The 20,605-nt window shown below is 70.0% G+C and carries 17 protein-coding genes; 9 read left to right on the top strand and 8 right to left on the bottom strand.

What is annotated here, in order from left to right; all coding sequences use genetic code 11:
• Positions 1 to 12 precede the first annotated feature (12 nt).
• Positions 13 to 888: a branched-chain amino acid ABC transporter permease gene (locus H288_RS0107155; protein WP_020091907.1), complete on the bottom strand. Its 876-nt coding sequence runs from the start codon at positions 886 to 888 to the stop codon at positions 13 to 15.
• A 7-nt stretch (positions 889 to 895) separates the two neighbouring features.
• Complete coding sequence (locus H288_RS0107150; RefSeq protein ID WP_020091906.1) at positions 896 to 2,155, bottom strand: ABC transporter substrate-binding protein; 1,260 nt, start codon at positions 2,153 to 2,155, stop codon at positions 896 to 898.
• Positions 2,156 to 2,274: 119 nt separating this feature from the next.
• On the opposite strand from H288_RS0107150, the gene H288_RS0107145 reads away from it, so the two are divergent.
• The 5 genes from H288_RS0107145 (at position 2,275) to H288_RS0107125 (ending at position 9,618) form a co-directional block, all read left to right on the top strand.
• On the top strand, positions 2,275 to 2,988 hold the full coding sequence (locus H288_RS0107145; RefSeq protein ID WP_020091905.1) for a GntR family transcriptional regulator: 714 nt from the start codon (positions 2,275 to 2,277) through the stop codon (positions 2,986 to 2,988).
• Between the two features lie 2 nt (positions 2,989 to 2,990).
• The gene (locus H288_RS0107140; protein WP_020091904.1) at positions 2,991 to 3,758 is read left to right on the top strand and encodes an SDR family oxidoreductase; all 768 of its coding nucleotides are present in this window, start codon (positions 2,991 to 2,993) and stop codon (positions 3,756 to 3,758) included.
• A 156-nt stretch (positions 3,759 to 3,914) separates the two neighbouring features.
• The gene (locus H288_RS0107135; RefSeq protein WP_020091903.1) at positions 3,915 to 5,720 is read left to right on the top strand and encodes an IlvD/Edd family dehydratase; all 1,806 of its coding nucleotides are present in this window, start codon (positions 3,915 to 3,917) and stop codon (positions 5,718 to 5,720) included.
• Between the two features lie 208 nt (positions 5,721 to 5,928).
• Positions 5,929 to 8,916, top strand: coding sequence for an FAD-binding and (Fe-S)-binding domain-containing protein (locus H288_RS0107130; protein ID WP_026604747.1), 2,988 nt, complete (start codon positions 5,929 to 5,931; stop codon positions 8,914 to 8,916).
• A gap of 21 nt (positions 8,917 to 8,937) precedes the next feature.
• Positions 8,938 to 9,618: a GntR family transcriptional regulator gene (locus H288_RS0107125; RefSeq protein WP_020091901.1), complete on the top strand. Its 681-nt coding sequence runs from the start codon at positions 8,938 to 8,940 to the stop codon at positions 9,616 to 9,618.
• Positions 9,619 to 9,649: 31 nt separating this feature from the next.
• On the opposite strand, the gene H288_RS0107120 is transcribed toward H288_RS0107125, so the two are convergent.
• A complete protein-coding gene (locus H288_RS0107120) occupies positions 9,650 to 10,579 on the bottom strand; it encodes a class I SAM-dependent methyltransferase (RefSeq protein WP_020091900.1) in 930 nt (309 codons plus the stop codon).
• Between the two features lie 183 nt (positions 10,580 to 10,762).
• Positions 10,763 to 11,416, bottom strand: coding sequence for a GntR family transcriptional regulator (locus H288_RS0107115; protein ID WP_020091899.1), 654 nt, complete (start codon positions 11,414 to 11,416; stop codon positions 10,763 to 10,765).
• A 193-nt stretch (positions 11,417 to 11,609) separates the two neighbouring features.
• On the opposite strand from H288_RS0107115, the gene dctP reads away from it, so the two are divergent.
• The 4 genes from dctP (at position 11,610) to H288_RS0107095 (ending at position 15,332) form a co-directional block, all read left to right on the top strand.
• Entirely contained in the window at positions 11,610 to 12,632 is a 1,023-nt protein-coding gene (gene dctP / locus H288_RS0107110; RefSeq protein WP_020091898.1) for a TRAP transporter substrate-binding protein DctP, read from the top strand.
• Entirely contained in the window at positions 12,629 to 13,321 is a 693-nt protein-coding gene (locus H288_RS0107105; RefSeq protein WP_020091897.1) for a TRAP transporter small permease, read from the top strand. The genes dctP and H288_RS0107105 overlap by 4 nt, the downstream gene beginning before the upstream one ends.
• A complete protein-coding gene (locus H288_RS0107100) occupies positions 13,318 to 14,670 on the top strand; it encodes a TRAP transporter large permease (RefSeq protein WP_020091896.1) in 1,353 nt (450 codons plus the stop codon). The genes H288_RS0107105 and H288_RS0107100 overlap by 4 nt, the downstream gene beginning before the upstream one ends.
• 194 nt (positions 14,671 to 14,864) lie before the next feature.
• Positions 14,865 to 15,332: a YbaK/EbsC family protein gene (locus tag H288_RS0107095; RefSeq protein ID WP_020091895.1), complete on the top strand. Its 468-nt coding sequence runs from the start codon at positions 14,865 to 14,867 to the stop codon at positions 15,330 to 15,332.
• 252 nt (positions 15,333 to 15,584) lie between these two features.
• On the opposite strand, the gene H288_RS0107090 is transcribed toward H288_RS0107095, so the two are convergent.
• From H288_RS0107090 to H288_RS0107075, 4 genes are all read right to left on the bottom strand, one after another.
• The gene (locus H288_RS0107090) at positions 15,585 to 16,397 is read right to left on the bottom strand and encodes an enoyl-CoA hydratase/isomerase family protein (protein ID WP_020091894.1); all 813 of its coding nucleotides are present in this window, start codon (positions 16,395 to 16,397) and stop codon (positions 15,585 to 15,587) included.
• A 23-nt stretch (positions 16,398 to 16,420) separates the two neighbouring features.
• Positions 16,421 to 17,641: a CoA transferase gene (locus tag H288_RS0107085; protein WP_020091893.1), complete on the bottom strand. Its 1,221-nt coding sequence runs from the start codon at positions 17,639 to 17,641 to the stop codon at positions 16,421 to 16,423.
• Positions 17,642 to 17,647: 6 nt separating this feature from the next.
• Positions 17,648 to 18,940: an MFS transporter gene (locus tag H288_RS0107080; protein ID WP_020091892.1), complete on the bottom strand. Its 1,293-nt coding sequence runs from the start codon at positions 18,938 to 18,940 to the stop codon at positions 17,648 to 17,650.
• Positions 18,941 to 19,165: 225 nt separating this feature from the next.
• Positions 19,166 to 20,428, bottom strand: coding sequence for an MFS transporter (locus H288_RS0107075; protein WP_020091891.1), 1,263 nt, complete (start codon positions 20,426 to 20,428; stop codon positions 19,166 to 19,168).
• Between the last annotated feature and the right edge of the window lie 177 nt (positions 20,429 to 20,605).

The following is a 20,605-nucleotide window of genomic DNA, read 5'->3' as shown; positions in this document are numbered from 1 at the left end:
GACGCTCTCCGCTCACTCGAACCGGGCGATGTGCTCGCCGAACAGGCCGCGCGGGCGCAGCAGCAGGACGAGCACCATGAGGGCGTAGACGGCGGCCTCGGTGGCCGGCGGGTAGGCGTAGGCGGTGAGGCCCCGGACCACGCCGACGATCAGCGCGGCGAGCACCACGCCCCAGAAGGAGCCGAGACCGCCGATCACCACGACCACGAAGGCGAAGGTCAGGATCTCGGCGCCCATGGCGGGCTGCACGCCCGTGACCGGCGCCATCATGGTCCCGGCGAGCGCCGCGAGCCCGACCGCGATCGTCACCACGGCGGTCATGTAGGGCCGGAGCGAGATGCCGAGCGCCGCGACCATGTCGGGGTTCTGCACGCCGGCCCGGACCACCCGCCCGAAGCTGGTGCGGGTCAGGAGCAGCCACAGGCCGGTGACGCAGGCGAGGGCCACGACGAGGATCGAGAGCCGGTAGCGCGAGTAGATCAGGTCGCCGATGAAGATCTGTCCGCGCAGCCAGCTCGGGATCCCGAACGGCACCGGCGCCGCCCCGAAGGCCATGCGCAGCGCCTGCTCCGCCACCATCGCGAGCCCGAAGGTGAGGAGCAGGCCGAGCGTCGGGTCGCCGCGGTAGAAGCGCCGGAGCAGGAACCGCTCGATCAGGAGGCCGAGCACCGCCACCGCGAGCGGCGAGGCGATGAGGGCGCCGCCGAAGCCGATGGTCGGCGTCAGCAGCACGGTCATGTAGGCGCCGATCGCGTAGAAGGCGCCGTGGGCAAGGTTCACGATCCCGCCGAGGCTGAAGATCAGCGACAGGCCCAGCGCGATCAGCAGGTATTGGACGCCAATCAGCAGGCCGTTGAGCACCTGCTCCAGGATGAAGACGAGCTGCATGGACGCCTCACGCCGGGAAGGTGCAGGCGTTCTCGTCGCGGGTCGTGGCGAGCACTTCCAGGCTCTCGCCGGGACCGGGCAGCGGGCCGGTCGAGGTGAAGATGTCGTAGGGGTTCTTGACCTGGTCCGCCGGCAGGGCGGTGATCGCGAACATCTCCTGCATCAGCTCGTGGTCCCAGGGGCGGAAATAGCCCTCGCGGACCTTGGCGATGTCGAACTTCGCGCCCGATTCCAGGTGCTCCACGACCTTGATCGACTCGGTCGATTTGAGCTCGTTCATCGATTGCGCGACGATCTTCATCGCCGTGTAGTCGCCCCAGCCCTGGTTCTCAGGCGGCTTCTTGTACTTGGCCTTGAAGGCGGCGACGAACTTCTTCGCCGAGGGCGAGTCGATCTGGTGGTGCCAGATCACCGGCCAGGTGCCGAGGAAGTTCCCCGGCCCGGCGCCCCAGGCCAGCGCCGTGTCGAAGCCGAAGCCGGCGACCGGGAACGGCAGGCCGAACTCGCTGTACTGTTTCAGGAAGTTGGTGATCTGCGCGCCCGCGAGGTTGCAGATCACGAGGTCCGGCTTGGCCTGACGGAGCTTGAGCAGGAACGGTGAGAAGTCGGTGAGCTCGGTCGGGATCAGATCCTCGCCGACGAGGGTGGCGTCGTTGGCGGCGAAGTACTTCTTGGCCTGCTTCAGGAGATCGTGGCCGAAGGCGTAGTCGGCGGTGAGCGCGTAGACCTTGCGCCCCTTGATCAGGCCCCGGTCGAGCAGTGCTCGGCCGCAGGCCCGCACCATCATGGTGTTCTGCGATTCGACGTGGAACATGAACCGCTTGCAGTCGGAGCCGCGCAGCGCGTCCGAGTTGGCGCCGGTGTTGATGAACAGGATCTTCTCGCGCTGGGCGACCTGGCTGATCGCCAGCGCGGAGGCCGAGTTGATCTCGCCGACGAGGCACGCCACGCGGTCGCGCTGGACCATGCGCTCGGCCTTGGCCGAGGCGGTCTGCGGGTTGACGCTGTCCTCCGACAGGAGCTCGACCTTCCGGCCCGCGATGCCGCCGGCGGCGTTGATCTCCTCCACCGCGAGCTGGGCCGCCTGCACGGCGAACTCGCCGAGCGGCCCGAGGAAGCCGGTCCGCGGCGTGAGGTGACCGATCCGGATCACCTCGGACTGCCCCTGGGAGAGCGCCGGGCTCGCGAGGGCCGGCGCGAGGAGCGCCGCGCCGCCGGCGCGCAGGAGGCTGCGGCGAGAAAGGGAATCCCCGTACCGGTCCGTCATCGTTCCGCTCCCGTGCGTGTCCTCCAGCCGGGTTGTTGTGGCGGGCTCTGACGGCCCTCACCCGAACTGTGATCACAGATCACTAGCGCGATAGTGCCGGATCCGTCTAGTGTCGGCATATGAATTCCACTTCGGCGCTGGCCGACCTGCCCCAGCTCGAGCGGCGGACCCTGTCCGACACCGTCTACGAGGCCCTGTCGGACCTGCTCGCCTCGGGGCGGCTGGCGCCGGGCGACCGGTTGTCCCTTCGGCAGAGCGCCGCGGCCCTCGGCGTCTCGGTCATGCCGGTGCGCGAGGCGGTGAGCCGGCTCGCGGCGGACGGCGTGCTGGAGGTGGCGCCGAATCGCGTGATCCGGGTGCCGGTCATGGGCGCGGCCGCGTTCCGGGCCCTGGTCGAGACCCGCATCGCGGTCGAGGGCATCGCGGTGGCGCGGGCGGCCGAGCGGCGGACGGCCGCCGAACTCGCGGCGATACGGAGCGCCGAGGCGGCCTTCCGGGCCGAGGCCGAGGCGGCGGAGCCCGACAGGGCGCGCGCCGTCCAGCTCAACCGCGACCTCCATTTCGCCATCTACGGCGCCTGCGGACTGGGACCCCTGCAGGAGATCATCGCGCGGCTCTGGTTGAAGGCGGGCCCGGTGATCAACCTGGATCTGCGCGCCCACCCGGAGCGCCTCCTCCAGGGCTTCGCTCTGCGCCGGCACGCCGAGGCCGTTTCGGCCATCGAGATCCGGGACGGCGCGGCAGCCGCGGCCGCGATCGCCGCCGACATCCGGGAAGCCGCGGAGTTCATCTTGACCCGCGGCGGATTGCGGGACGTTCAGGGAGAGGATTGATCATGGATCTGGGGATTGCCGGCCTGCGGGTCCTGGTGACGGCGGGCGCTGCCGGAATCGGTCGCGAGATCGTCGACGCCTTCCTGGACGAAGGCGCGCGCGTCTTCGCCTGCGATATCGACATAGACGCCTTGGCCGCGCTGCCGGACACCGTCGGGCGCAGCCGGACCGACGTCGCCGACCGCGACGCGGTCGCCGCGATGATGGACCAGGCGGTCGAGTTCCTCGGCGGCCTCGACGTGCTCGTCAACAATGCCGGGATCGCCGGTCCGACCGGCCGGGTCGAGGAGATCGCCCCCGAGGAGTGGGATCGCTGCCTCACGGTCTGCCTGACCAGCCAGTTCAACTGCGCGCGGCTGGCGGTGCCGCACCTCCGCCAGAGCGCCAACGCCTCGATCGTCAACCTCTCCTCGGCCGCGGGCAAGTTCGGCTTCGCGCTGCGCAGCCCCTACGCGGCCGCCAAGTGGGGGGTGATCGGCTTCACCAAGTCCCTGGCGATCGAGCTCGGCGGCGCGGGGATCCGGGTGAACGCGATCCTCCCGGGTCTCGTCGCCGGGGATCGCCAGCGCCGGGTACTCGAATCGAAGGCCCAGCAGCAGGGCACGAGCTTCGCCGACATGGAGGCGCGGGCGTTCTCGTTCGTGTCGGTGAAGGAGTACGTCACGGCGCGGCAGCTCGCCGACCAGATCCTGCTACTCTGCTCGCCGCGTGGCCGGACGATCTCGGGGCAGGCCATTTCCATCGATGGTGACACCCGGATGCTGTCCTGAAATTAATCCAGCGCCGGAGATGCTGCGGCGGATCAATCCTCAGAGTATTGCAAGATCGAGCTCAGGGCGCCGCGACCGCGGCCGCGACGCCCGCCGCGGTAGCGGAAGACACGAGCCGGACCGCCAGCGCCGGCCCCAGGATGCGAGGAAGCGACCATGAGCGACAAACGCCGGATCACGCCCGCCGACCTGCGCTCGAAGGCCTGGTTCGACAACCCGCACAACCCGGGCATGACCGCCCTCTACTTGGAGCGCTACCTCAATTACGGGCTGACGCCGGAGGAGCTGCGGTCGGGCAAGCCCCTGATCGGCATCGCCCAGACGGGTTCCGACCTTTCGCCCTGCAACCGCCATCACGTCGAGCTCGCCAAGCGGGTGCGGGACGGCATCACGGCGGCCGGCGGCGTCGCCTTCGAGTTTCCCTGCCACCCGATCCAGGAGACCGGGAAGCGGCCGACCGCCTCGCTCGACCGGAACCTCGCCTACCTGTCGCTGGTGGAGGTGCTGTACGGCTACCCGCTCGACGGCGTCGTGCTGCTGACCGGCTGCGACAAGACCATGCCGGCCTGTCTGATGGCGGCGGCCACCGTCAACATCCCGGCGATCTCGCTGAACGTCGGGCCGATGCTCAACGGTTACTTCCAGAAGGAGCTGACCGGGTCCGGCACGATCGTCTGGAAGACGCGCGAGCGGCATGCCGCCGGCGACATCGACTTCCAGCAGTTCATGGACATCGTCGGGTCGTCGGCACCGTCCACGGGCCACTGCAACACGATGGGCACGGCCTCGACGATGAACGCCCTCGCCGAGGCGCTCGGCCTCGCGCTGCCCGGCTCGGCGGCGATCCCGGCGCCCTACCGCGAGCGCGGCCAGGCGGCCTACGCCACCGGCCAGCGGATCGTCGAGATGGTCTGGGAAGACCTCAAGCCCTCTGACATCCTGACCCGCGAGGCCTTCGAGAACGCGATCGTGGCCAACGCCGCGATCGGCGGTTCGACCAACGCGCCGATCCACATCAACGCCATCGCCAAGCATATCGGCGTGCCGCTGAGCTGCGACGACTGGGAACGGGTCGGGTTCGAGATCCCGCTGCTCGTGGACATGCAGCCCGCCGGCCGCTGGCTCGGCGAGGAGTATTTCCGCGCGGGCGGCCTGCCGGCGGTCTTCGCCGAGCTGATCGAGGCCGGGAAGGTCCACGAGGGTGCCCTGACCTGCAACGGCCGGACCGTCGGCGAGAACTACCGCGGGCGGCACAGCTGGAACCGCGACGTGATCCGCGCCTACGGCGAGCCGCTGATGGAGCGCGCCGGCTTCCTCAATCTCAAGGGGAGCCTGTTCGATTCCGCGATCATGAAGACCTGCGTGATCTCGGAGGAATTTGCCGCCCGCTACCTGCGCAATCCGAACGATCCGATGGCCTTCGAGGGGCGGGTGATCGTGTTCGACGGTCCCGAGGACTACCACACGCGGATCGACGACCCGGCGCTCGACATCGACGAGAACACCATCCTGATCATGCGCGGGGCCGGACCGATCGGCTATCCCGGCGCCGCCGAGGTGGTGAATATGCAGCCGCCCGGCGCCCTGATCCGGCGCGGCGTCACCTCGCTGCCCTGCATCGGCGACGGCCGGCAATCCGGCACCTCCGGCACGCCCGCCATCCTGAACGCGTCTCCCGAGGCGGCCGTGGGCGGCGGGCTGGCCCTGCTGCAGAGCGGCGACCGCATCCGCATCGATCTCAACCGCCGGAGCGCCGACATCCTGCTCCCGGCCGAGGAGATCGCGCGCCGGCGCTCGGATCTGGCGGCGCGCGGCGGATATCCCTACCCGGCGACGCAGACGCCCTGGCAGGAGATCTACCGCGATCAGGTCGACCAGCTCGACCAGGGCATGGTGCTGAAGGGCGCGGTGAAGTTCCAGAAGGTCGCGCAGGCCTCCGGGGTGCCGCGGGACAACCACTGAGGCCGTTACCAGAACCCGCCCGACGGGCGGACGCGGGGCTGCGACGGCCCGCGCGCCGGGCGAGGTTCGCGGCAGCCCGCGAGGCCCGGCGCAGTACAGGACTCCGGCCGCCCGCTGCCAGCGTGACACGGCGGCCGATTTGCGCCGCAGTGAATTTTGAATACATTTCCCCGCGGGTGGGCGCGTCCCATCTCGGGAGGGATCGATCGTGACGGAAGCGAGGGCGGATGCTCCGGCGCCGCGTGCAGCGGCGCGCCTCGAGGCCGGTTTGCCGCGCCGGCTGGCGGAGCAGCTCCAGGGTGAGGCGCGCTTCGACGCCTTCACGCGCGGACGCTACAGCACCGATGCGTCGATCTACCAGATCATGCCCGCCGGCGTGGTGCTGCCGCGCTCCGCCGCCGACATCGCCGCGACCCTGCGCATCGCCGCCGAGCACGGCGCCCCGGTAATCCTGCGTGGCGGCGGCACCTCGCAGAACGGCCAGCCGATCGGGTCCGGCCTCGTCGTCGACTGCTCGCGGTACTTCAACGGCGTCCTGGCCTACGACGCGGAGGCCGGAACGATCACCGTCGAGCCCGGCATGGTGCTGGAGCGCCTGAACACCCGAGTGAAGGCCGACGGCTGGTTCTTCCCGGTCGAGCCCTCGACGGCCACCCGCTGCACCATCGGCGGCATGGCGGGCAACAATTCCTGCGGGGCCCGCTCCCTGCGCTACGGGAAGATGAGCGACAACGTCCTCGCGATCGAGGCGCTGCTCCACGACGGCGAGGCCTTCGGCTTCGGCCCGACCGGAAACGCGCATCCGGGCGTGAACGGGTCGGATCGGGCCGCGGCGCTCGCCGCGCGGATGCGCGGCCTTGCCGAGGACCACCGCGCCGAGATCGAGGCGCACTACCCGAAGGTTCAGCGCCGCGTGGGCGGCTACAACCTCGATTCGCTGATCGAGGCCCAGCCGAACCTCGCGCACCTGCTCGTCGGGTCCGAGGGCACGCTGGCCGCGACCACCGCGGTGACGCTGAAGCTCTCGCGCCTGCCGACACACCGCGTGATGGGCGTGTGCCACTTCCCGTCCTTCCGGGCGGCCATGCAGACGACGCGGCACATCGTCGGCTTGGACCCGGTGGCGGTCGAGCTGGTCGACAACAACGTCCTCGTGCTCGGCGCCGATATCCCGCTGTTCCGCACGACGCTCGCCGACATCACCAAGGGCAAGCCGAACTGCCTTCTGCTGACGGAGTTCGCCGGCGACGACCTCGCGTCGCTCCGGCGCGACCTGAAGCGCCTCGACGCCTGCATGGCCGATCACGGCTTCCCAGACGCCGTCGTGGAGGTCGTCGAGCCCGCGCGCCAGAAATCCGTCTGGGAGGTGCGCGAGGCCTGCCTCAACATCATGATGTCGATGAAGGGCGACGCGAAGCCAGTCTCGTTCATCGAGGATTGCGCCGTCCCGCTGGAGCACCTCGCCGACTACACCGACGCGGTGACAGAGGTCTTCACCAAGAACGGCACCCGCGGCACGTGGTATGCCCACGCCTCTGTCGGCTGCCTGCATGTCCGCCCGATCCTCGACATGAAGGAGGCCGGTGACGTCCGGCGGATGCGGGCGATCGCGGAGGAGACCTCCGAGCTGGTGCGCCGCTACAAGGGCTCGTATTCCGGCGAGCACGGCGACGGCCTGTCGCGCTCGGAATTCGTCGAGCCGCTGTTCGGCGCGACGCTCACCCGCGCCTTCGAGACCGTGAAGGACACGTTCGACCCGGACAACCGGCTCAACCCCGGCAAGATCGTGCGGGCGCCGAAGTTCGACGATCGCAGCCTGTTCCGCTTCAAACCGGACTACGCCGTTTCGGCGCCGATGAAGACCGCCCTCGACTGGTCGGACTGGGGCGGCTTCGGCTCCGCCGTCGAGATGTGCAACAACAACGGCACCTGCCGGAAGCTCGTCGGCGGCGCCATGTGCCCCTCCTTCCGGGCAACCCGGGAGGAGCAGCACCTGACCCGGGGCCGGGCCAATTCCCTGCGGCTCGCCATCTCGGGCCAACTCGGCAAGGACGCCTTCACCAGCCCGGAGATGAAGCGCACCCTCGATCTCTGCGTCTCCTGCAAGGCCTGCCGCCGCGAGTGCCCGACCGGCGTCGACATGGCCAAGATGAAGATCGAGTTCCTGCACCATTACCACGCCCGCCACGGGCTGCCCCTGCGGGAGCGCCTCATCGCGACGATGCCGCTCTACGCCGGGGCCGCCGCGCGGCTGGCGCCGCTCCTCAACCTGCGGGACCGGTACCCGGCCCTCGCCGCCCTCTCGGAGCGCGTCGCCGGCCTCTCGGCCAAGCGCTCGCTGCCGCGCTGGCGCCGGCCCTGGAGCGAGCAGGGCGAGCCCGCCCACGCGCAGGACGTCGCGGGCGATTTCCGCGATGTGATCCTGTTCGGCGACACCTTCAACCGGGCCTTCGAGCGGGAGAACCTCGAGGCGGCCGAGCGGGTGCTTCAGGCGGCCGGCTACCGGCTGCACCGGGTCTACCCGTCCCGCGGCCGGCGCCCCCTCTGCTGCGGCCGGACCTGGCTCTCCGCCGGCCAGACCGACCGGGCGCGCCAGGAGGCGCGCCGCACCCTCGACGCGCTGCTGCCGTTCCTGCGCGCGGGGGCACGGGTCGTCGGCCTGGAGCCGTCCTGCCTGCTCACCTTCCGGGACGAGTTCGCGGCGCTCCTGCCCGGCGAAGAGGCCGCGCTGCTGGCCAAGCAGTCGTTCCTGTTCGAGGAGCTTCTGGCCGCCGACCTGACGGCCGGACGCATCGCGCTGCCGTTCGCCGATCAGGGCGGCCGGGTCGCGCACCTGCACGGCCACTGCCATCAGAAATCCTTCGGCGTCATGGGCTCGGTCGAGACGGTGCTCCGGGCGGTGCCGGGGCTCGACCTGCGGGTCATCGAGTCGAGCTGCTGCGGGATGGCGGGTGCCTTCGGCTACCGGCCGGAATCGATCGAGACGTCCTTCGCCATGGCGGAGCTGTCGCTGTTCCCGGCGCTACGCGCCGCAGGGCCCGACGACCTCGTGGTGGCCGACGGGACGAGCTGCCGTCACCAGATCCACGACGGGCTGGGTCTCCAGGCGGAACATGTGGCCCGCGTGCTGGATCGGGCCCTCGTGCCTCGACACTCCATTGCCGGGCACCTACACATAGACCACAGGTCGCACTGACCTGACGTGTGTCGGGGGACCATGAATAAAATCGAGCCCGGGATCGGCATCAGCCGCCGCTACCTCCACGACGAGGTCGCCGAGCGCATGCGCGAACTGATCCGGTCCGGTGAGATGGAGCCGAAGGCGCGGATCAACGAGAGCGAGCTGACCGAGCGCTTCGGGATCTCGCGGACGCCGCTCCGCGAGGCGATCAAGATCCTGGCGACGGAGGGGTTGCTCGAACTGCTCCCGAATCGCGGGGCGCGCGTCGCCAGCATCTCGGACGGCGAACTCGAGGAGATGATGGAGGTGATCGCCGGCCTCGAGGCGACGGCCGGTGACCTCGCCTGCCGCACGATCACCGACGCCGACATCGACGCCCTGGTGGTCGACCACGACGCGATGGTCGAGGCCTGGAAATCGGGCGACGAGGCCGGTTACTTCAGCCACAACCGGCGCATCCACGAGGGGATCATGGCGGCGAGCCGCAACACGATCCTCGCCAACATCTACGAGAGCCTGTCCGGCCGGATCCAGCGCTCGCGCTACTCCGCCCACCAGACACCCGAGCAGTGGGCCCGCGCCGTCTCCGAGCACGAGCGCATGATCGCGCTGCTGCGCGCCCGGGACGGCGCGGCGCTGGCCGTCCTGATGCGCGAGCATATCCGCGGGAAGAAGTCGGTGATCGCCGCCAATTACGGTGCGGCCGAGACCGCCTGAGCGCCTCGACCACGGTAGACCACGCCCGCGATCAGCCGGGCGTCCCGGTCATCTCGAACCAGAACGACGCGCCCGGCGTGCGGGAATCGTTCGCGTAGAGGAACGGGATGTCGGGGCCGGTGCCGCGGGCGGCGAAGACCGTCTTGACCCGAGCGCTCATCGCCGGGTCCTGGCAGATATACATCACCGGCACGGTCACCCGGAACGGCGGCGCGCCGCACAGCAGCATCGCCGCCAGAAGGTACTGCTCGTTGTACAATCGGCAGTTCCAGGCGGACGGGTAGTCGTCCGGGATGAAGATGTCGTGGATCTGCACGATCACGCCGGGTGCGAGGCGCGGCATCACCTCGAAGAAGAACACCGTCACATCCGAATTCGCGAAGGAGCGGTGCGAACCGTCGAAGAAGAGGATGTCGCCCGCCTTCAGTTCCTCGAAGATCTTCAGGTCGCAGGATTCCAGCGGGCTGCGCACGGTCCAGTTGCAGAGCGCGTCGATCTCGCGGCGGGGCATCGGATCGATCGAGGTGATCCGCGTCGGAAGGTTCAGGGTGTCGATCGCGTGCCGCGCGAAGCAGGTCGAGCAGCCCGAGCCGATCTCGAAGAACCGAGACGGGCGCTTCCAGGCCAGCATGGTCATCAGCGCGGCGCCGTCGAGGGCGGTGAACCACGTGTTGTTCCAGTGGGGCGTCGCCCCACCGGTCACGGGCGCATCATGCGGGACGCTGTGCAGCAGGTCCGCCCGCGCCTCGAGTTCCGTGAGGAAGCTGTCGTAGGCCGCGTGCGACCGGGCGAGCACCGCCTTGAGCTGGCCGTGCGGCGCCCGGCCCGGCGACCAGCGCGCGGACGGCACGACGGGGTAGTAATCGTGGACCGTGTGGCTCCAGCGGAACGCTTCCCGGCTGGCCCGGAAGATATCCACCCCCGCGCGACGGCCCGCGCTCCTGACGACGTCCTTCAGCATGATCGATCCCCGGCTCCGGATCGACAATGCCGGGACTGCAACTTATGGTCGAGTCGGGCGGAACACCTACGCAGTCCGACCTGCCGGCAGGGTTAGGGCGGGATGAAGGAACGATCCCCGGGCCGGGCCCGGATTCGGACAGGCCGTCGACACAATTATCGCGGGCGACGCGCCCCCCGCCGCTCAGGCAGCGCTCGGCGCCCGCAGTCCGGCCACCAGATCGGTGAAGCGGTCGCCCTGGACGATCACGTGGCCCCGGAGGGCCTCCGCGGCGCCGGCCTCGTCGCCCGCGATGATCGCGGCGACGATCGCCTCGTGCTCGGCCAGCGATTGCGGCAGGCGCTGGCGCACGCGCAGCTGCAGCCGGCGATACGGGGCCAAGCGGCGGTGGAGTGACAGCGCCTGCTCCGCCAGGAAGGCGTTCCGGCTCGCCCGGTACACGACGGTGTGGAACACGTAGTTCTCGGCGTAGTAGGCCTCGGTGTCCTCGGTGGCCAGGGCGGCGCGGCAGCCCTCCAGCGCGGCGCGCAGCGCGGCGGCGTCCTCGGGGACGAGCCGGCGCGCCGCGAGACGGCCGCAGGCCGCCTCGATCTCCGCCATCGTCTCGAACATGGCGAGCAGCAGGTGCGGCTCGGGCGCGCTGACGATCGCTCCCCGCCGGGGCTTCGTCTGCACGAGGCCGGTGACGGCGAGCTGCAGCAGCGCCTCTCGGATGGGCGTGCGCGAGACCCCGAAGCGGGCCGCGAGCTGGTTCTCGTCGAGTCGCGATCCCAAGGCGAGCTCGCCCGAGACGATCTCATCCTCGATTCGCTGCCGCAGCCGCTGCGCGTGGCTCATGCCGCCGTTCCCTCCCCCGATGAACGGGTCGCGCGCCGCCCCGCACTTGAGGCCGGCGGATGTTCGGCACGCGCGGACATTATGCTGGAGCATTGACAAAATATACAAGGCGGTTTTCCATGCATACAACGAGGCGCCGCACTATTGCAGCGCACAAAATTACGCCGCGTTGTTTGCGGTGCGGGAGAGCTCCATGACGCCAACTCGTCGATCGCTGATCGCGGCCACGCTCGCGGCACCGGCCATCCTGCGGTTCGGCCTGAACAGCGCGCAGGCGGCCACGACGCTGAAGCTGTCCCACCAGTTCCCCGGCGGCACGATCGACGAGGGCGATTTCCGCGACCGCATGTGCCGGAAGTTCGCCAAGATGGTCGGCGAGCGCTCGAAGGGCGCCCTGGACGTCCAGGTCTACCCGGGCTCCTCGCTGATGAAGACGAACGCCCAGTTCGGCGCCATGCGCAAGGGCGCGCTCGACATGTCGCTCTACCCGAGCCCCTATGCGGGCGGCGAGATTCCGGAACTCAATATCGGCCTGATGCCCGCCCTCGTGACGTCCTACGCGCAGGCCGTGGCGTGGAAGGCGGCCCCGGTCGGCCGCAAGCTCACCGAGATCCTGGACGCGAAGGGCATCATCCTGGTCTCCTGGGTCTGGCAGGCCGGCGGCGTCGCGAGCCGGGAGCGCGCCCTCGTGGCGCCGGCCGACGCCAAGGGGATGAAGGTCCGCGGCGGCTCGCGCGAGATGGACATGATGATGAAGGAGGCCGGCGCGGCCACCCTCTCGATCCCGTCGAACGAGTCCTACGCGGCGATGCAGACCGGCGCCTGCGACGCGGTGATCACCTCATCCACCAGCCTGATCTCCTTCCGCCTGGAGGAGCTGTCCAAGGCGCTGACCTCGGGGCGCGAGCGCTCCTACTGGTTCATGCTCGAGCCGATCATGATGTCCAAGATCGTGTTCTCGGGCCTGCCGAAGGAGCAGCAGGATCTGATCATGGCGGTCGGCACGGAGCTCGAGGCCTTCGGCCAGGCCGGCGCGAAGGAGGACGACACCCGCGTCGAGGAAATCTTCGCGAAGGCCGGCGCCAAGGTCGTCCAAGTCGACGAGAAGTCCCTCGGCCAGTGGCGTGATCTCGCCCGCAGCACGGCCTGGAAGGATTACGCAGCCAAGAACGCGAACTGCGCGGAACTGCTGAAGCTCGCGGAGCAGGTCGCGTGAGCCACGGCTTCGACGCGGCCACGGCCGCTCCGGAGGCGCGCGGGGCCGAGGAACCGCGCCTTCCGGGCCTCCTCGGCACCTTCGATCGGGGCATGCGCCTCCTGAACAAGGTGATCCTGGCCGTCGGCGGCCTCTGCCTGGTGGCAGCCTGCCTCGTCCTGACCCACAGCGTCGTCGTCCGCTACCTCCTGAAGGAGCCGACGGAGTGGCAGGACGAGATGGCGGTGTACCTCATCATCGGGGCCACCTTCCTGTCGGCGGCCGGCGTGCAGGCCAAGCGCGGGCACGTGGCGATCGAGGCCCTGACCGGCCTCCTCCCGCCCGCCGCCAACCGGGTCCGGCTCCTGCTGGCCGACATCGTCAGCCTCGCCTTCTGTCTGTTCTTCGCGTGGAAGAGCTGGTCGCTCGATCACGAGGCTTGGGTCGACGGGCAGGTCTCGCAATCGACCTGGGGGCCGCCCCTCTGGATCCCCTACACGCTGATGTCGGTCGGCATGAGCCTGCTGTGCGTCCAGTTCGTCCTCCAGATCGCCGAGGCCCTCGCCTACGGGCCCCGGGCCGCCGGCTGGGCGCAGCCCAAGATCGGGCTCGGGGCCGACGTGAATCGCGACATGCACGGGGCGGCCGAGGTCGCGCCCCGGGGACCGGACCCGATGGGTCAGACCGTTTCCGCGAAGGTTGAACGATGAGCACGGCCGCGATCGGCTTCCTGTACGCGGGCGCGACCCTTGGGGCGATGCTCTCGGGCATCCCCATCGCCTTCGCGCTGGGCTTCGTGGCGCTCGCCTTCATGGTGGCGTTCATGCCCGGGGCCTCCCTCGATACGGTGGCGCAGAACGTCTACGAGGAGATGGCCTCCATCACCCTGCTGTCGATCCCGCTCTTCATCCTGAAGGGCGCGGCCATCGGGCGGTCCAAGGCCGGCCAGGATCTCTACACGGCCATGCACGCCTGGATGCACCGCATCCCGGGCGGCCTGGGCATCGCCAACGTCTTCGCCTGCGCGCTCTTCGCCGCCATGGCGGGCTCCAGCCCGGCCACCTGCTCGGCGATCGGCTCGGCCGGCATCCCGGAGATGCGCAAGCGCGGCTACTCGCCGGGCTTCGCGGCCGGGATCATCGCGGCGGGCGGCACGCTCGGCATCCTGCTGCCGCCCTCGATCACCATGATCCTGTACGCGGTGGCGGCCGAGCAGTCGCTCGGGCGGCTGTTCCTCGCGGGCATCGGGCCGGGGCTCCTGCTCGTGGGCCTGTTCGCCGCGTGGTCGATGGTGCGCTTCCGCTCGGAATACGCCGCCGCGAAGGTGGCCCTGGAGCGCGGTGGGCCGGCCTCGCCGATCCTGGCGGACGAGCAGTACAGCATGGCGCAGCGCTTCTCGACGCTGCCGCGGGTCCTGCCCTTCGTGGTCCTGCTCACCGGCGTGATGGTGGCGCTCTACGGCGGCTACGCCACGCCGTCCGAGACCGCGGGCCTCGGCGGGCTGATGGCCCTGGCGCTGATCGCCGCGATCTACGGCGTCTGGCGGTTCCGCGACGTCACGCCGATCCTGACGGCGACGCTGCGGGAATCGACCATGCTGATGCTGATCATCGGCATGTCGCTGCTCTACGCCTACGTGATGAGCTACCTGCACATCTCGCAGTCGGCCGCCGCCGCGATCGTCGCGATGCAGCTGTCACCGTGGGTGCTGCTGGTGACCATCCTGGCGCTGGTGATCGCGCTCGGCTTCTTCCTGCCGCCGGTCTCGATCATCCTGATGACGGCGCCGATCATCCTGCCGCCGCTCAAGGCCGCCGGGTTCGACCTCGTCTGGTTCGGCGTGGTGATGACCATCACCATGGAGATGGGCCTGATCCACCCGCCGGTGGGCCTCAACATCTTCGTCATCAAGAACATCGCCCCGGACATCCCGCTCTCGGACATCATCTGGGGCACCCTGCCCTTCGTGATCCTGATGGCGGTGGCAATCCTGATCCTGTGCCTCGTGCCGGGCATCGCGATGTGGCTGCCGGACCTGCTGCTCACGACGACCCGGTAGCTCGATCCATCCGGCCCGTGCGAGGCAGGCCCCTCTCCGCCCGGAGAGGGGCCTGTCGCGTGAGGGAACGTGGTCGCGCGAGCGCCGCGTCCCGCGCAGCGGCGGCCCGCGTCGGCGCGCTGGCCGGCGCGACCGGAGCCGCCTATGGCAGCGCGCGCGCCGCCCCGCCCCGATCCCGAGCTTCGGACCGAACCATGAGCCTCGCCTCCGTGCGCGCCTTCTTCGCCGAGAAGGCGCCCGACATCGCGGTCATCGTGCTGGAGACCAGCACCGCGACCGTTGCCGAGGCGGCGGAAGGCCACGGCGTCGCCCCGGCCCAGATCGCCAAGACGCTCTCGATCCGGGTCGGCGATCAGGTCGTCCTGGTGGTGACGCGCGGCGACGCGCGGCTCGACAACCGGAAGGCCAAGGCTGCCTTCGGCGGCAAGGTGCGGATGCTCGACCTCGGCGAGGTCGAGGCGCTCACCGGCCATCCGGTGGGCGGCGTCTGCCCCTTCGGCCTGTCGACGCCGCTGCCGGTCTACTGCGACGTCTCGCTGCGGGCGTTCGACGAGGTGGTGCCGGCGGCCGGCAGCACCCACAGCTCGGTGCGGATCGCGCCGGCTCGGATGGCCGCGCTCACCGGCGCCGCCTGGATCGATGTCTGCGCGCTGCCAAGCTGAGCGGCGTGGCCAGCGCCATTCCCGCTCCGCACGAGGCGCGGATCCCCTCTCCCGCGCGGGAGAGGGACAGGGTGAGGGATCAGGTCTCTCCGGACGAGGCGCGCGCCGTCGACGGAGGATCGCGCTCTTGATCCTGAACGTTCTCGTCCCTCACCCCAACCCTCTCCCGCCCGGGAAAGGGGGCATGGCGCCACTGTCTCGACACCGAAGACGCCTTCTATCCGGACCGTCGCAACACCCTCCGGTGCGGCCCTAGCGCCCGGTCCAGTTGGGCGGGCGCTTGCCGAGGAACGCCTCCATGCCCTCGCGGAAATCCTGGCTCATGTAGCACATGAGGATCAGGTCATCGCCGGGATGCGGCGCGCCCTCGGCGCCGGCCTCCTCCTCGGCGAGCCGCCGCAGACCCTCCTTGGTCGCCTGCATGGTCAGCGGCGCGTGGTTGGCCAAGAGCTGGGCCAGCGTATCGACCCGCTCCGTGAGCGCGATCCGATCGTCGACCACCTCGCCCACGAGGCCGATGGCGAGCGCCTCCTCGGCGCCGACGAGGCGGGCGGTGAAGATGATGTCCTTGACTCGCGCCGGGCCGATCAGGCCGGAGAGCCGCTTGAGGTTGCCCTGGCTCAGGCAGTTGCCGAGGGTGCGGGCGATCGGGAAGCCGAAGCGGGCATCGCGCGTGGCGATGCGCAGGTCGCAGGCCGCCGCGATGGCCGCGCCGCCGCCGGTGCAGGCCCCGGCGATCGCCGCGATGGTCGGCACCCGCAGCCGCTCCAGGGAGCCCAGCACCCTGTCCATGAAGCGCTCGTAGCCCAGCGCGTCCTCGGCGGTGCTGAAGTCGCGGAACTGGGCGATGTCGGTCCCAGCCGCGAAGGCCTTGTCGCCCGCGCCCGTGATGATCAGCGCCTTGACCGCCGGGTTCGCGGCGATCGCCTCGCAGCAGGTGATCAGGCCCTGATACATCGCGAAGGTCAGCGCGTTGCGCGCCTGCGGACGGTTCAGGACGATGCGGGCGATGCCGGCCTCGTCGGCGGTGAACAGCAACTCGTCGGTCGCGGGCTTGGCGGTCATGCGCGGGTCTCCGGGTGGCGGCGTCAGGCCGCGGTCTCGCGGACCACGCCCCGCGCGATCAGCGCGTCGATCTCGGCCGGCGCGTAGCCGGCCTCCGCCAGGATCGCGCGGGAATGCTCGCCGAGCAACGGGGCCGGCCCGTGCACGCGTCCCGGCGTCTCGGAGAACTTCACCGGCAGGCCGAGCGTCTTCATGCGGCCGACCCGCGGGTGATCGACCTCGACCACCATCTCGCGGGCGAGGGTCTGCGGGTCCCGGTGCATCGCGTTCACGTCGAGGACCGGGCCGGCCGGGACGCCGCCGGCTTCCAGCCGGGCGAGCCACTCGGCCGAGCCGTGGGCCCGGAAGATCGGCGCGAGGGTCGCGGCGAGTGCGTGCCGGTTGGCCATCCGGTCGCGGTTCAGCGCGAAGCGCGGGTCCTCGGCGAGGTCGTCGGCGCCGATGGCCTTCAGCAGGCGCAGCCAGTTGGTCTGGTTGGCCGCGCCGATCGTGATCCAGCCGTCGGCGGTCTCGAAGGCCTCGTAGGGGGCGTTCAGCGGATGGGCCGAGCCCATCGGCCCGGGCGCGACCCCGGTCGCCATGGCGATGGCCGACTGCCAGTAGGTGTGGGTGATGCCGGCCTCGAACAGCGACGTGTCGACCGCCTGGCCCCGGCCCGTGCGGAGCCGGTTCGCGTAGGCGGCGAGGATGCCCATGGCGGCCAGGATGCCGGCGGTGATGTCGGTGACCGGCGGCCCGCACTTCATCGGCGGACGCCCGGGCCCCTCCCCGGTCACCGACATGAGGCCGCTCATGCCCTGGGCCACGAGGTCGAACCCGGCCCGGTCGGCGTAGGGACCGGTGCGGCCGAAGCCGGAGAGCGAGCAGTAGACCAGCTCCGGGAACTCGACCTTGAGGGTCTCGTACCCGATCCCGAGGCGCTCCATCGTGCCGCCGCGGTAGTTCTCGATCAGGGCGTCCGCGCCCTTGAGCAGGCGCCGCAGGACCGCGACGCCGTCCGGATCCTTCAGGTCGAGGCTGAGTCCGCGCTTGCCGCGGTTCATCATCATGTAGGCCGCGCTCTCGCCCTCGAGGGCGGGCGGGACGGTGCGACGGGTGTCGTCGCCCTCCCTCTTTTCGACCTTGATCACCTCCGCGCCCATGTCGGCGAGCATCAGCCCGCAGACCGGCCCGGCCATGATGTGGGCGAGTTCGATCACCCGCATCCCGGCGAGGGGACCCGACCGCTTCATCGTCTCCGCCATCGCGCGCTACTCCCCGGCCGGGACGGTGGCCGCGGGGCCGACCGGCGGCGTGACGGGATCCACGAATTCCCGCTCAGGGTGCATCGTGAAGGCCAGCGCGGCGCCGAGCAGGCACAGGCCGATCGAGCCGACGAACGGCAGCGTCCAGCTCCCGGTCACGTCGACGATGACGCCGAAGACGATCGGCGAGACGATCGCCGCCACCGCCGAGCCGGTGTTCATCAGCCCGCTGGCGGTGCCGGCGTATTTCGGCGCGATGTCCATCGGCACCGACCAGATCGGTCCGATCACCAGTTCCGCGAAGAAGAAGCCGGAGGACAGCAGCAGCGCCACGAGGGTCAGGTCCCGGGTCATGAACACGCCCGCGAGGCTCGCGGCCGCCCCGAGGAAGCCGATCACGATCACCGACAGGCGCGCGAGCTTCACCTTGCCGGTGCGGTGCAGGATCGAGTCGCTGAGCAGGCCGCCGACCGTGTCGCCGACGACGCCGGCGAAGAACACGCCCGAGGCGAACAGGGCCGAGTTCTTCAGGTCGAGGCTATAGTTCTCCTTGAAGAAGCTCGGCAGCCAGCCGAGGAAGAGCCACAGCGTCCAGCCGTAGCAGAAATACGTGACGGTGACCGGCAGCATCCGGCGCGTCAGGGCACCCCACGGCACGCTCTGCTTCGCGCCGACCTGGCGGGGCGGCGGCAGCGTCGCGAGCTCGGCCTCGGTGATCGCCGGATGCTCGGATGGGTCGTCGCGGAAGTACAGCCACCAGATCGCGACCCAGACGAAGCTCACCGCGCCGAGGATGACGAAGCTCGTCCGCCAGCCGAAATGGTAGATCAGGAACGCCACGATCGGCGGCGCCACCGCGTTGCCGAGCCGCGCGAAGGCGTGGGTGATGCCCTGCGCGAAGCCGCGCCGGCCGGGCGCCGTCCAGTTCTGCATGGCGCGGGTCGCGGTCGGGAAGGTCGCGCCCTCGCCGAAGCCGAGCAGCACCCGGGCCATGAACAGGCTGACGAGTCCGCCGACCATGCCGGTCAGGATGGTCGCCGAGGCCCAGATCACGCCGCAGGCGAGCAGCGTGCGCCGGGCGCCGAACTTGTCGCCGACCGAGCCGCCGATCACCTGGAAGATCGCGTAGGGGTACGCGAAGGCCGACAGGATCAGACCGAAATCGGTCTTCGACATGCCGAAATCGCGCATGATCTCCGCACCGGCCGTGGCGATGTTCACCCGGTCCAGATACGTGATGAAGTACATCAGACAGAGCAGGCCGAGCACGCCGTTCGTGGCGCTGAAGCGCTTCGACATCGACCGTTCCTCCCATGGGGGCGCCGCCTCGCGCGGTCGCCGGGCACCTCGGCTCTCGGACCGGGCGCTCTTTCGTAATGCATTATTCAAACGCGTCGCGCGGCGGAACGCAACCGCCGACGTGCATCCGGCACGTGAATTCATTCCACGGGGTGCAACTGAAAACGGGGGCCGCCCGGGCCCCCGTATCGTGTCGGTCGTCGCCGGGAGGCGCCGCGGCGCCGGTCAGGCCGTCGCGGGGCGGAGCTGACCCTGCTCGGCCTCGGTCGGGGTGCCGATCGCCTTGCCGAGCGCCTTGCCGCGCGGCCCGACCCAGCTCCCGACCCACTTGCGCTGCCAGAGGGCGAGGCAACCGAGCACGATCGCGGTGAAGACGGCGTAGCCGACGAAGCCCAGCGAGAACGAGCCGGTATACTGCTTCGACAGGCCCATGACGTTCGGCAGGATCGCGCCGCCGAGCGCGCCGATCTCGCCGATCATCGAGCCGGCCACCGCCGTGTTGGTGGGCCAGCGCAGCGGGACGAGCTGGAACAGCGCGCCGTTGCCGGCGCCGAGCGCCGCGAAGCACAGCATGAACAGGAGCGTCGTGAGCGCCAGCGACGGGGTCGCGGTCAGCGAGAGCAGGGTCGCGATCGCCGCCAGCAGCACCACCGACAGCACCGCGATGCCGCCCATCCGGTCGGCGAAGTAGCCGCCGACGATCCGGATGCCGGAGCCCATGAAGGCCGCCAGCATCGTCAGCCGCCCGGCCTCGACCTTCGTCACCGCGAACTGCTCGTAGAAGAAGGTCGGCAGGAAGTTCGACAGGCCGATGAAGCCGCCGAAGGTGATCACGTAGATCAGCGAGAACGCCCAGCCATCCTTCGTGAACAGGCAGGAGACGTGCTCCTTGAAGGACTGGTGCTCGCAATCCGGCGGCTCCTTGGCGAGCACGATCATGACCGCCAGCGGCAGCAGCATGACGAGGCCCGCGAAGGCGTAGGTGGTCTGCCAGCCGTAGGCCTGGGCCAGCGGCGGAGCGAACAGCACGGCCAGCACGGTGCCGGAATTGCCGGCGCCCGCGATGCCCATCGCCAGCCCCTTATGTTCCGGCGGAAACCAGCCGGAGCCGAGGGAGAGCGCGACGCCGAAGGACGCGCCGGCGATGCCGAGCAGCACGCCCATGGCGAGCACGTCGTTGTAGGAGGAGACGAAGAGATAGCCGTAGGCCATCGCCAGCATGATCACGACCATCTCGGTGATCGCGGCGTTCTTGCGGCCGATATACTGGGCCAGGACGCCGAGCGGGAAGCGCATCAGCGCACCGGCGAGGATCGGTAGCGAGATCATGAAGCCGGTCTGGGCCGGCGTCAGCTTGTAGGTCTCGGTGATGAACGGGCCCATGGCGCCGTTCAGGACCCAGATGGCGAAGCAGAAATCGAAGTAGAGGAATGCCGCGAACAGCGTCGGGGGGTGACCCGACTTCATCACCGTTTTGAAGCTGGCCATAGCTGGTGCTCGTCGTAAGTGGGCGAACCGCCGTGCGGTCGCTCATGCCGGGGATCCGGACTCACACCGTCCGCTGTTTGGAGCGTCGTTGCTCCGCCGCCGCAGCAGGCGCGGCTGACTGGGCAATGCAGCAAGCGTGCCATCCCGGACGGACGCCCGCCGACCGGATCGCTCGGC

The sequence above is a fragment of the Methylobacterium sp. 285MFTsu5.1 genome (assembly GCF_000383455.1).
Taxonomy (GTDB): Bacteria; Pseudomonadota; Alphaproteobacteria; order Rhizobiales; family Beijerinckiaceae; genus Methylobacterium.
The sequence above is the reverse complement of the archived record's forward strand: the minus strand, read 5'-3'. Positions and strand labels throughout refer to the sequence as shown.

Excerpts from the sequence above, each read along its gene's own strand:
- dctP (WP_020091898.1), top strand. The coding sequence starts at position 11,610 with ATGACGCCAACTCGTCGATCGCTGATCGCGGCCACGCTCGCGGCACCG.
- H288_RS0107085 (WP_020091893.1), bottom strand. The coding sequence starts at position 17,641 with ATGGCGGAGACGATGAAGCGGTCGGGTCCCCTCGCCGGGATGCGGGTG.
- H288_RS0107115 (WP_020091899.1), bottom strand. The coding sequence starts at position 11,416 with ATGAGCCACGCGCAGCGGCTGCGGCAGCGAATCGAGGATGAGATCGTC.
- H288_RS0107155 (WP_020091907.1), bottom strand. The coding sequence starts at position 888 with ATGCAGCTCGTCTTCATCCTGGAGCAGGTGCTCAACGGCCTGCTGATT.
- H288_RS0107075 (WP_020091891.1), bottom strand. The coding sequence starts at position 20,428 with ATGGCCAGCTTCAAAACGGTGATGAAGTCGGGTCACCCCCCGACGCTG.
- H288_RS0107100 (WP_020091896.1), top strand. The coding sequence starts at position 13,318 with ATGAGCACGGCCGCGATCGGCTTCCTGTACGCGGGCGCGACCCTTGGG.
- H288_RS0107150 (WP_020091906.1), bottom strand. The coding sequence starts at position 2,155 with ATGACGGACCGGTACGGGGATTCCCTTTCTCGCCGCAGCCTCCTGCGC.
- H288_RS0107145 (WP_020091905.1), top strand. The coding sequence starts at position 2,275 with ATGAATTCCACTTCGGCGCTGGCCGACCTGCCCCAGCTCGAGCGGCGG.
- H288_RS0107125 (WP_020091901.1), top strand. The coding sequence starts at position 8,938 with ATGAATAAAATCGAGCCCGGGATCGGCATCAGCCGCCGCTACCTCCAC.
- H288_RS0107080 (WP_020091892.1), bottom strand. The coding sequence starts at position 18,940 with ATGTCGAAGCGCTTCAGCGCCACGAACGGCGTGCTCGGCCTGCTCTGT.
- H288_RS0107120 (WP_020091900.1), bottom strand. The coding sequence starts at position 10,579 with ATGCTGAAGGACGTCGTCAGGAGCGCGGGCCGTCGCGCGGGGGTGGAT.
- H288_RS0107090 (WP_020091894.1), bottom strand. The coding sequence starts at position 16,397 with ATGACCGCCAAGCCCGCGACCGACGAGTTGCTGTTCACCGCCGACGAG.
- H288_RS0107095 (WP_020091895.1), top strand. The coding sequence starts at position 14,865 with ATGAGCCTCGCCTCCGTGCGCGCCTTCTTCGCCGAGAAGGCGCCCGAC.
- H288_RS0107140 (WP_020091904.1), top strand. The coding sequence starts at position 2,991 with ATGGATCTGGGGATTGCCGGCCTGCGGGTCCTGGTGACGGCGGGCGCT.
- H288_RS0107135 (WP_020091903.1), top strand. The coding sequence starts at position 3,915 with ATGAGCGACAAACGCCGGATCACGCCCGCCGACCTGCGCTCGAAGGCC.